At 58.9% G+C, this 14,429-nt stretch carries 13 protein-coding genes; 4 read left to right on the forward strand and 9 right to left on the reverse strand.

What is annotated here, in order from left to right:
- Nucleotides 1-152: 152 nt before the first annotated feature.
- Nucleotides 153-671 (forward strand): isopentenyl-diphosphate delta-isomerase, encoded by a 519-nt coding sequence (gene idi / locus IV89_RS01485; RefSeq protein WP_037942340.1) that lies wholly within the window; start codon nt 153-155, stop codon nt 669-671.
- Here the strand turns inward: idi and IV89_RS01490 are convergent.
- The 7 genes from IV89_RS01490 to IV89_RS01520 form a co-directional block, all read right to left on the reverse strand.
- Nucleotides 668-2,071: a hypothetical protein gene (locus tag IV89_RS01490; RefSeq protein WP_235183719.1), complete on the reverse strand. Its 1,404-nt coding sequence runs from the start codon at nt 2,069-2,071 to the stop codon at nt 668-670. The genes idi and IV89_RS01490 overlap by 4 nt on opposite strands.
- A 26-nt stretch (nt 2,072-2,097) precedes the next feature.
- Entirely contained in the window at nt 2,098-2,871 is a 774-nt protein-coding gene (locus IV89_RS01495; RefSeq protein WP_037942343.1) for a methyltransferase domain-containing protein, read from the reverse strand.
- Nucleotides 2,868-3,272, reverse strand: coding sequence for a GtrA family protein (locus IV89_RS01500; RefSeq protein WP_037942347.1), 405 nt, complete (start codon nt 3,270-3,272; stop codon nt 2,868-2,870). The genes IV89_RS01495 and IV89_RS01500 overlap by 4 nt, the downstream gene beginning before the upstream one ends.
- The gene (locus IV89_RS01505) at nt 3,272-4,222 is read right to left on the reverse strand and encodes a glycosyltransferase family 2 protein (protein ID WP_037942349.1); all 951 of its coding nucleotides are present in this window, start codon (nt 4,220-4,222) and stop codon (nt 3,272-3,274) included. Before IV89_RS01505 ends, IV89_RS01500 begins: the two co-directional genes overlap by 1 nt.
- 166 nt (nt 4,223-4,388) lie before the next feature.
- On the reverse strand, nt 4,389-5,633 hold the full coding sequence (locus IV89_RS01510; protein ID WP_037942352.1) for a polysaccharide biosynthesis/export family protein: 1,245 nt from the start codon (nt 5,631-5,633) through the stop codon (nt 4,389-4,391).
- A 172-nt stretch (nt 5,634-5,805) separates the two neighbouring features.
- Entirely contained in the window at nt 5,806-6,465 is a 660-nt protein-coding gene (locus IV89_RS01515; protein WP_037942354.1) for a YjbF family lipoprotein, read from the reverse strand.
- Nucleotides 6,462-8,579 (reverse strand): YjbH domain-containing protein, encoded by a 2,118-nt coding sequence (locus tag IV89_RS01520; RefSeq protein ID WP_081858754.1) that lies wholly within the window; start codon nt 8,577-8,579, stop codon nt 6,462-6,464. Before IV89_RS01520 ends, IV89_RS01515 begins: the two co-directional genes overlap by 4 nt.
- 144 nt (nt 8,580-8,723) lie before the next feature.
- Between IV89_RS01520 and IV89_RS01525 the strand changes: the two genes are divergently transcribed.
- Entirely contained in the window at nt 8,724-9,458 is a 735-nt protein-coding gene (locus IV89_RS01525) for a metallophosphoesterase (protein ID WP_037942357.1), read from the forward strand.
- Nucleotides 9,459-9,560: 102 nt separating this feature from the next.
- Nucleotides 9,561-10,229 carry a sugar transferase gene (locus IV89_RS01530; RefSeq protein WP_037942358.1) on the forward strand — a complete coding sequence of 223 codons (669 nt, stop codon included), beginning with the start codon at nt 9,561-9,563 and terminating at the stop codon, nt 10,227-10,229.
- A gap of 35 nt (nt 10,230-10,264) precedes the next feature.
- Here the strand turns inward: IV89_RS01530 and IV89_RS01535 are convergent, their stop codons facing one another.
- Complete coding sequence (locus IV89_RS01535) at nt 10,265-10,534, reverse strand: hypothetical protein (protein WP_005850873.1); 270 nt, start codon at nt 10,532-10,534, stop codon at nt 10,265-10,267.
- 110 nt (nt 10,535-10,644) lie between these two features.
- Nucleotides 10,645-13,374 (reverse strand): preprotein translocase subunit SecA, encoded by a 2,730-nt coding sequence (gene secA, locus IV89_RS01540; RefSeq protein WP_037942361.1) that lies wholly within the window; start codon nt 13,372-13,374, stop codon nt 10,645-10,647.
- Nucleotides 13,375-13,550: 176 nt separating this feature from the next.
- On the opposite strand from secA, the gene IV89_RS01545 reads away from it, so the two are divergent.
- The gene (locus IV89_RS01545; RefSeq protein WP_037942362.1) at nt 13,551-14,429 is read left to right on the forward strand and encodes a peptidylprolyl isomerase; all 879 of its coding nucleotides are present in this window, start codon (nt 13,551-13,553) and stop codon (nt 14,427-14,429) included.

Consider the following 14,429-nt stretch of genomic DNA (forward strand, 5'->3'; position numbering starts at 1 on the left):
GAAACTGCCCTTATCCGTCATTTCGCAACCAGCGGCTGACAATCCAAAACCGACCCGCTACAAGACCGCCTAGCGCAGAGGGCCAGCGGGCCGCAAGGAGCGGGGCAGCCGGATATGACATCGCCACAACGCCACCCGAATGGGGCAGCCACATGACCACGATGATCCCCGCCTGGGTCAACGGCAAGCTTACCCCCGTCGAAAAGCTTGAGGTCCACCAGCGCGGTCTGCGCCATAAGGCTATCTCGGTTTTCGTCATGCGCGGACGCGAAACCCTGATCCAGCGACGGGCGCTTGGCAAATATCACACCCCCGGTCTTTGGGCGAACGCCTGCTGTACCCATCCGTTCTGGGAGGAACCCGCGCTCACCTGCGCCAAACGGCGACTGGACGAAGAGCTAGGGATCAGCGGCCTAAGGCTCGACCATCGCGAGCAGGTCGAATACCGCGCCGATGTGGGGGGCGGCCTGACCGAACACGAGCTGGTAGAGATTTACGTCGCCGAAGCCGTCGCGCTCACCGATGTGACCCCGAACCCCGCCGAAGTGATGGACACCGCCTGGGTCGACCTCTCCGACCTCACCCGCCAGACCCAAACCATGCCAGAGCGTTTTACCCCCTGGCTGCGCATCTATCTGGCCGAACACATGGACAGCATCTTTACCGCTTAATCCTCAGTCTCGTCCTCTGGTTCTGGCGTAAACAGCATGAACAGCGCATTCCCTTCGCGCAGCAAGTGCACCTCGGCATCACTGGCAGTCATATCTGGTCGGGACGGGCAGGTATCAGGCACCTCGTCACAGGCGACCGCCGTCTTTCCGGTCAACTGTTTCAGCCGGAACGGCAGCGCTTTGTAAGATTGTATGCCGGCCTTTAGCCCAGCGGCAATTTTCGACGAGTCGCCATAGACATAGACCGGCCCCTCCGTCGCCCGCACCTCCTGCGCCCAGAGTTTGGTATCACTACGCCAATCATTGGACTGCCCATAGGCCAGAAACAGCTGGATGAACCACACACCGATGATCAACAGCAATAGATTGCGCCCTAAACGGCCGTATAGACCCTCATCCTCGCTCAATATCTGAACCGCACGCACCGCGGTCAGCGCAAAGAAAACCCAAAAGAAGATAAACGCGCGCGGCGGAACGATCACCCCCAGTTTCAGCGCCTGAACCACTGTCAGCGCAAGCCCGATCGCCATACCAGCCGCAAGGTACAAAGCCTCAAGCGGCGCGCGCTTGCGCAGCACATTCAGGGCAAGGATATAGACGAAAGGAATAAGCCCGATCAGCGGCGGATACCCGATGCCGGTCCGGTTGAGGAACAGCGTAAATGTTTCCCCCAGCTTCGGCAGGTTGGCGATTATCCCGCCAATCCCGTCCCCCGCGGTCGGTTCACGCCAATCGGCCACAGGCACGCCAAACACACCGTGAACCTGCCAGTTCAACGTATAGACCGTTAGCACCGCGACAACGAAGCTTGCGCAAAACAGCGCCATCAGCCCCGCCAGATCGCGGATTGACCGCTCCCGCGTGCGCGCAATGCAAATCGCCAGCAGCAGCAGCGGATAGGTCGTATAGGCCATAAAGCTGGCGATCACGAAAATCGGCAATAGCCAGCGCAACTGCGGGCTGGACAGGTAACAGGCCAGCACCGCAAACAGCGCCACAACAGCCAACCCGGGGATGAGCGTATTGAACCAGAGCGAGATCAGCATCTCGGACGGGCAGACCACCAGCAGCAGGGCCAGCACAACAGTAAACCAGCGCTGCGCACCGGGCCCCATCGCCGCAACGGCAAACGCAGCGACAAACGCCGCCCATAGGCTCTGATACAGGGCAAAGTTCAGCCAGGCAGGCGTTACCACCTCGCGCAGGTGCCAGATGTAGTTCAGCCACCGCCCCTCGTGCAGGGTCTTGTTCCAAAAGGCGGGCGCATCCGCGAAAAGGGCGGGATAGTCATCATGGCGGATCATCGGATCCAGCAGATTTTGCCCCGTCAGCAAAAACGCCGCCACCAGTGTGATCAGGAAGACCGGTGCCAGCTGCAGCCGTTCAGATTCGGCCCGCATCGCCAACTGCCGCCCGACCGCCGCCGTCATACAGCCGCGCGACCCAGGGTCTTGGCACGGCGCGCCCGCAGGGCAAGTACCATCGCCCGCGCTTGCGCAATGGCTGTGACAACGCCGCGCGGCAGGGTCTTGACCACAGCCAAACGCAACCGCCAGCCAAGGCTACCCGCGTTGCGGAGCTTTTGCCCCGCAGGCACTTGGGTCGCGAGGATCTCTTTCGGCAAACCCGCGCGCCCGGCCTCATTCACATAAAGGATCGCGTTGTAACGATACCAGGGCGCGATATCCTTGTTGTCTTTCAATGCAGGGCGCACGCAATCATAGGCGACATAGCCTTTGGCCGCGAAAATATCCTGCCAGAAGGACAATGGCTGTTCATTCACGTGAAACTCGCCCCCCTGTCCGGTGACCGCAGCGGAAAACAACACACGATCAGATGCCCGCGTGAGACTATCGACCAGAACCTCCGAGGCTTCGGTGGGCAGATGCTCTCCGACCTCAAGGCTCTGCGCCAGATCAAAGCGGCGGCCCGTCTTTACCGGCTGTGTCAGATCGGCGGCCATGAACTGCTCTGGCGCGACTGCCAATTGCGCCCGGTCTACATAGTCCCCGTCTACGGCCAGCACGTCCTCCGCGCCACCTTTGCGCCATTCATCCATCCAAACACCGCGCCCACTGCCCAGATCGATCACCGTCGTGGGCTTCAGCAAAGGAAACAGCAATGACACAAACGGTTTTGCCGAGGCACGCGCACTTTGGTTGATGTAGTCGAAAAATGTATCACTGTAGATATGGCTCATGACATGTACTCCGTCTTGGGGTGCGGCAAGGCGAACACCCATAGGGTCATCAAAATATAGTTCTGCACCGGTAGATACAGCGCAACGGCCAGCGCCGCCGCCCAGGCCGGCATCCCCAAGGCCTCTGCCAGAGGGCCCGTGACAAGCATCGACATGCCAAAACCGCAGCCAACCATGATGGCGAATTTTGTGATCTGGCTGCGATTGATCAGCCGCCGTTCAAAGGTGAACAAGGCATGACCAATGTACTGCAGCACGATCGCCAGAAAAAACGCCAGCGCATTAGCTGCCGGTTGTGGCACCCCCGCCGCCAGAAACGCCGGATACATCGCCACGTAGGATAATGCCGTCATAATGCCGACAACCCCAAAGCGGGCGCACTTATAGTCAAAAACACGCATCAGGCACGCAACCGTTTCACATCGGGGACCATATCGCGCGTATCATCGCTGACAAAATAGAGCGGGCGATCCTTGGCCTCGACGTAAAGGCGACCGATATACTCCCCCAGAATACCCAGCGTCAAAAGCTGCGCCCCCGAGAAGAAGCTAACCGCGAGCACCACCGACGCCCAACCCGGTGCCGTCTGATACACGACCAGCGAATAGATCACATAAACGGCCATCAACGCAGCCATGAACAAGCTGACAAAAGACAGACGCGTCGCAAGTTTCAACGGCTTCGTCGAAAAGGCGGTCATCGCGTCGATGGCAAAGCGCATCATGGCGCGGAAGGGGTATTTGGTTTCGCCCAAGGCGCGTGGTGCGCGGACATATTCAATACCCACCTGTTTAAAGCCTGCCCAAGCGAACATCCCCCGAATAAAACGGGCCTTTTCCGGCATCGCCAGCACCGCATCCAGCGAGCGGCGGTTGACCAAACGGAAATCGCCCGTGTCCTGCGGGATCGGGACATCGGACATGGCATTGAGGAAGCGGTAGAACAGATGCGCCGTGGCCTTCTTGAACATGGTCTCGCCTTGGCGCTCGCTACGACGGCCGTAAACCACGTCAAACCCGCGATCCATCATGAACATCATATCGACCAGCAATTCCGGCGGATCTTGCAAATCGGCATCCAGCATAAAAATGCGTTCGCCCTGTGCCGCCTCAAGCCCGGCGGTCAGCGCGATTTGATGCCCGCGATTGGCCGAAAGCTTGATACCCACCAGTTGCGCACAGCCGGCTTGCGCGGCCTCGATCGCTTTCCACGTGGCATCGGTGGATCCATCATCCACCAGAATAATCTCGGCCCGATCTTTCCACGGCGCGATCGCCTGCGTCAGCCGCGATACCAGCCCCGGGATCGAGGCTTCTTCGTTCATGCAAGGGATCACAACAGAAAGATACATATTACACCGCCTGAATAATTGACCCGTTCAGGGGTAATAAGGCGATGTGGCTGAAATAGGGCACCGATGGGTTCAATTTGCGAAACCTCTGGCCGTTAGACAGACCCTTTGAAACGGAAAAGGCCGGACATTTCTGCCCGGCCTTTGGTCATCAATGGCGGTCAGATCAATTGCTGACCGCGTTCCCCACACTCAGGATCTGCGGCAGGATCTGCGAAACAGCGCGGCTCCATTTAGTAACGGGCTGCTGCGCGATAAAGATGATGTCATCAGGGCGCAGCTCGAACCGCGGGGCCAGCGCGAAATTCGCGGCGTTGCGGGCATCCAGATGCCACGCGGTAATGGCCCCCAGTTCGCGCGGGTCAGAGGATGCGCGCAACACATAGACCTGGGACACATCGCCGGTCGACGACGCTACACCACCCGCATCATACAAGGCATCTGCCAGACTTGCCTTACGCTCGTACGGCAAGGCAAAGCGCGACTGCGTCCCGACTTCCCCCGCCAGATAGACATAGTCGCGATCATCGGCACCAAGGTCACGGCGTGCCTGATAATTGCTACGGGCCTCTTCCAAGCTCGCACGACGTAGGGACACCTCAAGCTGTAGCTCTTGCAATGCCGAGGCACGGGCCGCCTGACGCGCCTGAACCAAAGTAATCTGCTGCGCGAAATATTCCTGCGCACGCGCCAGTTCATATTCCGTATCAACAAAGATCGCATCGCCGGGCAGCAGACGGGTCTTGGTCAGGCTCGCGCGGGAATAAAGCTGCGACAGCGGGATCTGATACAGCGTACCATCACGGTACAAACGGATCGAGGCATAGTCCTGATCCTCGACCGTGATCCCGCCAGCCGCAGCCAAGGCTTCTTCCAGATAGAGCGGCGTCAGCGTTACCGGCACAACGGTCGGCTGCGACACGGCGCCCCCGATGGACACACGGCGCGAGTTGAACTCGGAAATCTCGAGGCTGAAAGTCGGGTCAATCTGGTTCTCGACCAGACGCTGGAACAAGGCCGCTTCGGCGTCTTCAATGGTCAAACCGGCAATACGTACACGGCCCACATCGGGAATGTTGATCGATCCGTCATCCTGCACCGTATAGCCTTGGCGCGCGTTTTGTGCGGCCAGCAGCCCGGTCAACTGTTCAACCGATCCGGCGGCACGCGGCGTGGCCAGCAGCACCACATCACCGATACCGATCTCGTAGGGACCGGGATCAACCGGGGGCGGCAGGCGCAGCTCAAGCGCGTTAGGGCGGGTCTGAACGTCGAGCGTGGGCGATGGCAGCGCCCCGGTTCCACGCAGCCCCGAGCCAGAGCCTGCGGTGCGGGAAAACACATCGGGCAGGCTCCGTGGCGCATAGGCGGACCTATTCGCCTGAATGACGGATTCAGCAGTGAGGTTCATCACCCGTACATTGGTGCCGCCAGCGACGCCCTCTACAACTTCAGGTGTTCGGTAAACCGTACCACAGCTTGCAAGGGTCAGGCCCAAAACAGCTACCAATAGGTATCGCACTTTAATACTCCCATTCATCATGTGACACCTCGCCCCCAGACAGGTTCGGCCCCTGTTAACCTTAACGGGCGGCGGCCTTGGTCATCAAATACCCGACCTCATCGCCCGCCCATTGCCGCGCCTGTACAATGGCACCGCTCTTTACACTGACCCAATACGTATTCCGAAACGACTGGTCCAGACTTTTACAATCCTCGGTTACAACCCGCGTCGGCACGGTGCCGATCTCAAGCGCGAGCGTCGCGCTGCCCTGCGGCTCCACCAGACAGCGATACGCGCGGGTAGAAATCTCATCCAGTCCCGTCAGATTGCTGTGCAACCGGTCTGAATAACCGCGCCGTCCGGACAGGATCAGCGCCTTGGGCTCCGACACATCAGCGGCGAAGAGTTCAGACCCAAGGCCGCGTGTCCCTTGCAGCATCCCGTCTTCCAGCATCAGCGCCGTTAAATCCGAACTCAGCCAGGTATCGACACCGTTCACACGCGCCTCGCGCAGCATGCGGCCGGTTTGCGCACGGTTCTCGACGGTCAGCAGCAAGGCGGGGGTCGTGGTATCCTGCACCAGCGCGGCAAAACGCGGGGGAAACCCTTGCGCGGTTTTGGGCACGACTGAATCGTCGTCCACAGCAACGGCAACACCACGCGCCAGAAGGTTCTGACTGGCGCTACAGGCTGTGAGGCCCGCCAGACACAGACCAAGGGTCAACGCACGTAAGATCATCGCAGGTATCTCCCCCAGCTGTCCCGAAGCTCTTTGCCGCGATAGTCGCGCACGACCCCGTGCAAACGGTTGGCGACAGCAAGACGCGCCCCACCGTCACGTGTAATCGGCTTGATTGTTTGCTGGACTTTCGTCCGCGACGGCCGTCCGGTCAGCCACGAAAGTGGCACTTCGAACCGCAGGCCCTTGTCGAAAGACCCTTCCCCAAAATCATCAAAGGACACATCCGTGAGCGTGAAATACCCGCCAACCTTGAACCCGTTGTTGAATTCACGATCCAAAGAGAACGTCGCGCCATAGTCACCCGCGAGGTAGCGACCAACGTCCAGCTGCCCGAAGAACCCATTGCCCAGATCATAATAGGCAGAGGCATGGCCGGTCACGACGTCATAGTCCTGAAACCCGAACAGCATGTCGAAATCACGTTGTTTGACATAGTTCAGCTCTGCACCAAGTGCGAGCCGGCTATCCATCGGATACCAAAGCACCTCGGTCGACACGCCGCCAAACATCCCTTCCAGATACCCTGCAGAAACACGACCGAACAGGTTTTTCCCCGGGCGGAACAAATACTCCGCCGTGAGGCTGTTCACCTCAAGCTCAGATTCCTTTGCATAGCGTATAGCATTAGAGCGGACCGGCTCGATCACGGAATTCGACACGCGGAACGATTTGTCGATATTGCCCACCAGCGGATAGCGGAAACGACCCCCAAAGGTCAGCCCCGGACGTGGCCGGTAATCCATCTTTAGCTGGACGCCGAAATCGGCCCTAATCGGGCTGTTAGGGTCGAAAAAGGATGTGGCGAGATATGGCCCGATCGACGTGTCAAAGACCGGATAGACATCCGCCAACTCGCCTTCGCGGCCCTGATCGTGCCCGTCTTCCAGACGCGCCCGTGCCAGACTGCGCCAGGCACCATCGTAATCAAACTGCAGCTCTTCCAGATCGGATCTTTGCGTCACGATCTGGTTCAGCGGCACACCGCGCTCCAGAAACACGACCGTGAACTCTTCGATCGCGGGGGGTAGCGTCACCGCCATGGCCCGCGCCGTGCGCCCTGCCGCTTGGGCCTCATTGTCGAAACGGGTGTTTTCCACGCGCACGGTCGCGCGGTTGCCCGACATGGTGAAGCCTTGCAGTTCCAGCCCGTCTTCCGCCAGCACACGCTGCAAAACGGTCTCGACCGCATCACGCCCGCCCCCGGCAGCAGAGTTGTTCCACTCCGCAATCGCCAGCCGGTTGCGCGCGCCGATGGTGCGCGGTGCCTGCTCCAACCCGCCGGGTACGGACGGTTTCTTGGGGTTGATGACATAGCTCAGCTGCGCGCCGACCTCATGCCCCCCGACGACAAACCCCTTGAGGTGCACACCGTTGTTGAAACGATACTCCAACCCCACGTTGAGGGGCGAAGACACGTCGATGCCCGTGTTCACCGATTCCCGCGTATATTCATCGGGGGAGTATTCGGCGAATAGCGTCATCTGGTCCGACACATTCCACTGCACGCCCGCGAAGACCGACGTCGGCCCGCGGAACCAGTTCCCTGTTTCTAGCTGGCCGCCCGTGTTGGCGTCGCGCGTCCGTGTGTCAAACCGGTCAGACAAAATACTGAACGGATTCGAGAATGAGTTCCGCCCCGCAAGCCGCCCCCAGCCCAGACCGCCGGTGACCTCCAGCTTCGACCCGAAGCTTTTGGTGGCCACAAAATATTCACTGCTCAGGATACCGGTGCCCAGAAAGTCACGCATCCCCACGGCGAAAGCAGGGCGTACGTCGGTTTCATCCCAAATCTGGTAATGCACATCAAAGCTGCGATCGAAAGTATCGCCGTCCAAGAACGCATTGGTACTGATATTCTTAATCTGCGAATACCGGAATGTCCCATAAAGACGCGGCAAGACCTGGAACGTTGCTGAATACCGGTAGTTGGGGCCAAACGTGCTTGCCGTGAAGGCCAGATCGCCGTCCTTCAACACGCGGGCCGTCGGCATTTCAACCAACCCGGGTGTGCCGTAGGTCGATAAAGATTGCGCTGAACCTTCGGCAAGACTAGTGACGCAAAACGCCCCGGCTAGCATCGAACAAGCTAGTTTCCTCGAGCGCCCTTGCATCTGCTAACCTACCTATTAATTAATTGTTGCGAATACCGGGACCGTAGAGAAGTTTAGGAAGGACTACACTTTGTGTGCCGTCCAATCAACGGATTTACCATTTCGTTGCGCCAGTTTTGCAACACAGAGGATACGCCAAGACCTATGCTGAACCGTTGGTTTAAACGCCGTCAACCTGACCCCGAGCCCGAACCTCATTTCGATCCGATCACACCGGATGTACCCGTGATTGCGATCGGAGATATTCACGGGCGTTTTGATCTGCTTGAAAGACTGCCCGAACCTCCGGCCGGCACACAGGTGATCTGCGTCGGCGACCTTGTCGACCGCGGCGAACAAAGCGCGCAGGTACTGCGGGCGCTGCATGAACAGCCCGATATCATCACGCTGATGGGCAACCACGAACAGATGATGCTAAAGTTTATTGACAATCCGAAAGAGAATGGTCCGCGCTGGCTCCGGTACGGCGGGCTCCAGACTTTGTCGAGCTTTGGCGTCTCGGGCGTGTCGCAAACCTCCTCTGGTGACGATCTTGAACGCGCCCGCGACGCCCTGCAAGACGCTATGGGCGAGGCCTTGCTCGACTGGGTGATCAACCTTCCAACCTCTTGGGTGTCGGGCAATGTCGCCTTTGTCCACGCCGCCGCTAACCCACTGATCCCTATCAAGGATCAGGAAAGCCGGACGTTGCTTTGGGGGCATGAGGATTTCGGGCGCAAACGCCGCCGTGACGGCATCTGGGTCGTACATGGGCACACAATCGTCGACACGCCGATGATCAAAGGCGGCGTGGTGTCGATCGACACCGGTGCCTACGCGACGGACAAGCTCACCGCCGCGACGATCAACAATGGCGAGGTCGAATTTAACTACCTCTGATCTGACGGCATCCCGATTTTAACGACACCTTAGGATACCTCTGCTTTAGCTGACACATCGGCACATGCGCCGGTGTTTGGTTGCTATGGGTAAGAGGTGACGATGGCGTTTATCGATATCGGGATACGGCAGGGCAGTGATGTCCATGCACGTCGGGCACCACTTTACGAACGTGGCGGGAAACGGGTGTTCGACCTTGCGGTCAGCCTCGCGTTGCTGCCGCTGATCCTGCCGGTGATTATCGTTTTATACTGTCTGGTGGCATCCACGGGTCAGGGCGGCCTTTATGCCCACCCGAGGATTGGGCGCGCCGGCAAGGTTTTCCGCTGTTGGAAAATCAGAACGATGGTCCCTGATGCACAGGCCGCGCTGCCGGCGATTCTATTGGCGCGACCTGATCGCGCGCTGGAATGGGCGTTGTACCAAAAGCTGACCAAAGATCCGCGCGTGATCCCCGGCGGCCATTTCCTGCGTCGCACCGGTCTGGATGAACTGCCCCAGATCTGGAACGTACTACGCGGCGATATGTCTTTGGTCGGGCCGCGCCCCGTCACCCGGGCGGAGCTGCACAGCTACGGTGATGCCCGCCACGCTTACCAACGGGTGCGCCCGGGGGTCACAGGGCTTTGGCAGGTGTCGGGGCGCGGCATCCTGCTGTTTGCCGAACGCGCTTCGCTTGATGAACGCTATGCCCGCCAGCCAAGCTTTATGGGCGATCTCAAGATCATCGCGCGCACTCTGCCCGTCCTGTTGCGCCCCACCGGATACTGACGGGGCGCAACAACAGTTAACGCGGTGACAAGGCGCTAGACCAACCCTTTGATCCCCGTTGCGGTGGTGCCGCTGTCGCGCACTTTTGAGATGCGAAACGGGTAGACGACCCCCGCCATCAAACCGGGCAGAGTGATTGCATCCCCGCTTTTCAGCGTCACCGCGACATCACCGGCCCCACCGACCATAAAGCCACGGGTGATCTGCGGCAGGTCGGCGGTATCGTCGGGCACAATATCAAAGGCCCCGCAAATAGGGCCGGTCAATCCTGCGGTATAGTCGTTGAAATTGTCGGTAATTGGCATGTCGCTCTCCGTTTGGTGAAAAGCGCAGCTTGGTCTACCGATCCTACCTAAATCTTACCCCACCGTGCGGAGCACCCCCAAGGCCAGCAACCAGCCTTGGGGAAGATCATTTACGCAAGCTTGCCGTGGCAATGCTTGAACTTTTTGCCCGACCCACAGGGGCATTCATCATTGCGCGCAGGGGTGCCCCACGTGCTTGGATCATTCTCATCGAACCCCGCCACAGCGGTCGAACCGGACGCGGCAGCGGCGGTCGAAGCCGGCGCTTCGCTGTTCTCTTCCGCCGCCTGCGCTGCGTTAACCTGCGCCGCGGCCTGACGTTCCTGCATTTGCGACAGGATTTGCTGCTGCTCTTCCTCTGTCATCGGACGGATCTGACCCAGCTTCTGGGTCACTTCGGTCCGCAGGCTGTCCAGCATGCTTTCAAACAGTTGGAAGGATTCGTTCTTGTATTCGTTCAACGGATCACGCTGCGCATAGCCGCGGAAACCGACGACCGACCGCAGATGTTCTAGCGTCAGAAGGTGATCACGCCACTTGCCGTCAATCGCCTGCAACAACACCTGCTTTTCGATGTTGCGCATGTTCTCGGGGCCGAATTGTTCAGCCTTCTGGGCCATCATGTTTTCGCTGGCTTCGACAAGACGTTCGCGGATGACCTCATCGTCGACGCCCTCTTCCTCACACCATGCTGCAACGGGCACATCCAGGTTCAGCTGATCCGCAACCGCGGCCTGGAAACCTTGTGTATCCCACTGATCTGCATATGTTTTTGGCGGCATGAACTGGTCGATCAAATCGTCGATCACCTGCTCGCGCATGTCGGCGGTGATCTCTTGCAGGTCGGCAGCTTCCATGATGTCGCGGCGCTGGCCAAAGATGACCTTCCGCTGGTCGTTCATCACATCGTCGAACTTCAACAGCTGTTTGCGAATGTCAAAGTTGCGCCCTTCGACCTTGGCCTGCGCGCGCTCCAACGACTTGTTGACCCAAGGGTGTACAATCGCTTCGCCCTCTTTCAGGCCAAGCGTCGTCAACACTTTCTCAAGCCGTTCAGAGCCGAAAATACGCATCAGATCGTCTTCGAGAGACAGGTAGAAGGACGACCGGCCGGGGTCCCCCTGACGGCCCGAACGGCCGCGCAGCTGGTTATCGATCCGGCGGCTTTCGTGACGCTCGGACGCCAGAACATAAAGGCCCCCTGCGTCGAGCACTTTTTTCTTCTCGTCAGCGTGTTCCGCTTCGATCTTTTCACGGATCGCAACGGGATCGGCATCAGGATCAGCGTCCAGCGCTTCAATCACCTTCAGCTCGACGTTGCCGCCCAGCTGAATGTCGGTGCCGCGACCGGCCATGTTTGTCGCGATGGTCACCGCGCCGAACTTGCCCGCATCCGCCACGATCTGCGCTTCCTGCTCGTGCTGGCGCGCGTTCAGAACGTTATGCTTGATGCCCGCTTCGGTCAGCATCTGGCTCAGCATTTCGGATTTCTCGATAGAGGTGGTACCCACCAGAACCGGCTGGCCTATCGCATTGGCTTCTTTGACCTTTTCGATCATCGCCTGATATTTTTCCAGCGCCGAACGATAGACCTGATCGTCTTCGTCCACACGTGCAACCGGCACGTTGGTCGGGACAACGACAACACCCAGCCCGTAAATCTCGGCGAATTCTTCGGCTTCGGTTTCGGCAGTACCCGTCATGCCCGCCAGCTTGTCATATAGGCGGAAGTAGTTCTGGAAGGTGACCGAGGCCAGCGTCACGTTCTCGGGCTGGATCTGGCAGCCTTCCTTCGCTTCGATCGCCTGATGCAACCCGTCGGACAGCCGACGGCCGGACATCATACGCCCGGTGAATTCGTCGATCAGCATCACCTCGCCGTCGCGCACGATGTAATCCTTGTCGCGCTGGAACAGCTTATGCGCCCGCAAACCTTGGTTCACATGGTGCACGATGGTGGTGCTTTCGGGGTCATACATCGTTAACCCTTCTTCCAGCAGGCCGCGGCTGTGCAGCTCTTGCTCGAGGAACTCGTTCCCTTCGTCGGTAAAGGTCACGTTGCGGGTTTTCTCGTCCAGCTCGTAGTGGCTTTCCTGCAGCAGCGGGATCACATCGTCGACGATTTTATACATCTCGGAGCGGTCTTGCGACGGGCCAGAGATAATCAGCGGCGTCCGCGCCTCGTCGATCAGAATACTGTCGACTTCATCCACGATGGCAAAGTTGTGCTGTTTCTGGAAAATCTGGCTCAGCTCAGACTTCATGTTATCGCGCAGATAATCAAAGCCCAGCTCGTTGTTCGTGGCGTAGGTCACGTCGCAATCATAGGCGGCGCGTTTGTCTTCCTCGGTCATGCCGGACACCGCAGCGCCCGTGGTCAGCCCCAGCGAGGCAAAGACCTTGCCCATCCAGTCGGCGTCCCGTTTCACGAGGTATTCGTTCACCGTGACCACATGCACACCCTTGCCGGTCAGCGCATTGAGGTAAGCGGCCAGCGTCGCGGTCAGGGTTTTACCCTCACCGGTTTTCTGCTCGGAGATATTGCCCTGATGCAGGAAAATCGCCGACATCAACTGCGTGTCAAAAGCGCGCAGACCCAAGGTCCGGCGTGCGCCTTCACGGCAGTTCGCAAAAGCTTCCGGCAGCAGATCATCAAGGCTTTCGCCGTCAATCGCCCGCTTGCGCAGCTCTTCCGTTTTTTGCTTCAGACCGTCGTCGGTCAAAGCCAAGAATTCTTCTTCCAGCGCGTTGATCTTTTCAACCAGCGGGCGGGTCGCCTTGATTTTACGGTCGTTTGGGGTCCCAAAGACTTTTTTGGCGAGTGTTCCGATGCCCAGCATGCAATCTCCTGCCGAAGTTATGTTCCAAGGCGTCCATCTGCTTGCCGAGCCGCCGGACAGCCCCTAGATACAAGACTGAACGTGCGCCAAGGCCGCGCCCATAGGGCGATGTAAGGGCCGCACTAAACCGTGTCAATGTAGCAGCCCCTTGTGGCTGCCAAACCAAGGACAGATACATGCAAAAACCTCTCACTTTTCTGGCACCATTCGTGGTGGCAGCTTCGCTCGCCCTGCCCGCTGTTGCGCAGGACGACACTGCCGAAAAAACGGATGCGCAGACAGACGTCACCGCTGAAACCGTGGTTGCCACGGTCAATGGCACCGACATCACGATTGGCAGCATGATCATTGCCCGCGCCACCCTGCCCGAACAATATCAACAGCTTCCCCCCGAAGTCCTGTTCAAGGGCATTCTGGATCAGCTTGTGCAGCAAACCGCCTTGTCGCAAGACTTTGACGGCGAAGTGCCAAAGCGGATCGAGATGGCGCTTGAAAACGAACGTCGCCAGCTGATCGCGGGCGAAGTGATCGAGAGAGCAATGGCCCAGGACGTCACCGAGGAAGAGCTGCAAGCCGCCTATGACGAAGCCTACGCCGATGCGGAACCGACCGAGGAATTCAGCGCGTCGCATATTCTGGTAGAAACAGAAGAAGAAGCCCAAGCCGTCAAGAAAGAGCTGGATGAAGGCGCGGATTTTGCCGAGCTGGCGAAAGAAAAATCCACCGGTCCATCCGGTCCTGCGGGCGGTACTTTGGGTTGGTTCGGGCCCGGCATGATGGTGCCCGCGTTTGAAACCGCCGTTGCCGAGCTTGAAGTCGGCGCTGTGTCTGAACCCGTTGAAACCCAGTTCGGCTGGCACGTGATCAAACTGGACGACAAGCGCCAGAAAGAAGCGCCCAAGCTCGAAGACGTGAAGGACGAGCTGGAAACCCAGGTCCGTCAGGTGAAAGCACAGACCCTGATCGAAAAGACCACCGAAGCCGCAGATGTTGACCGCTCGGCGGCTGACACAATCGACCCTTCGGTTCTGACCAACCTCGGCCTGCTGGAGTAA

Origin of the sequence: Sulfitobacter sp. CB2047 (genome assembly GCF_000735125.2) — a bacterium.
GTDB classification, from domain to species: Bacteria; Pseudomonadota; Alphaproteobacteria; order Rhodobacterales; family Rhodobacteraceae; genus Sulfitobacter; species Sulfitobacter pontiacus.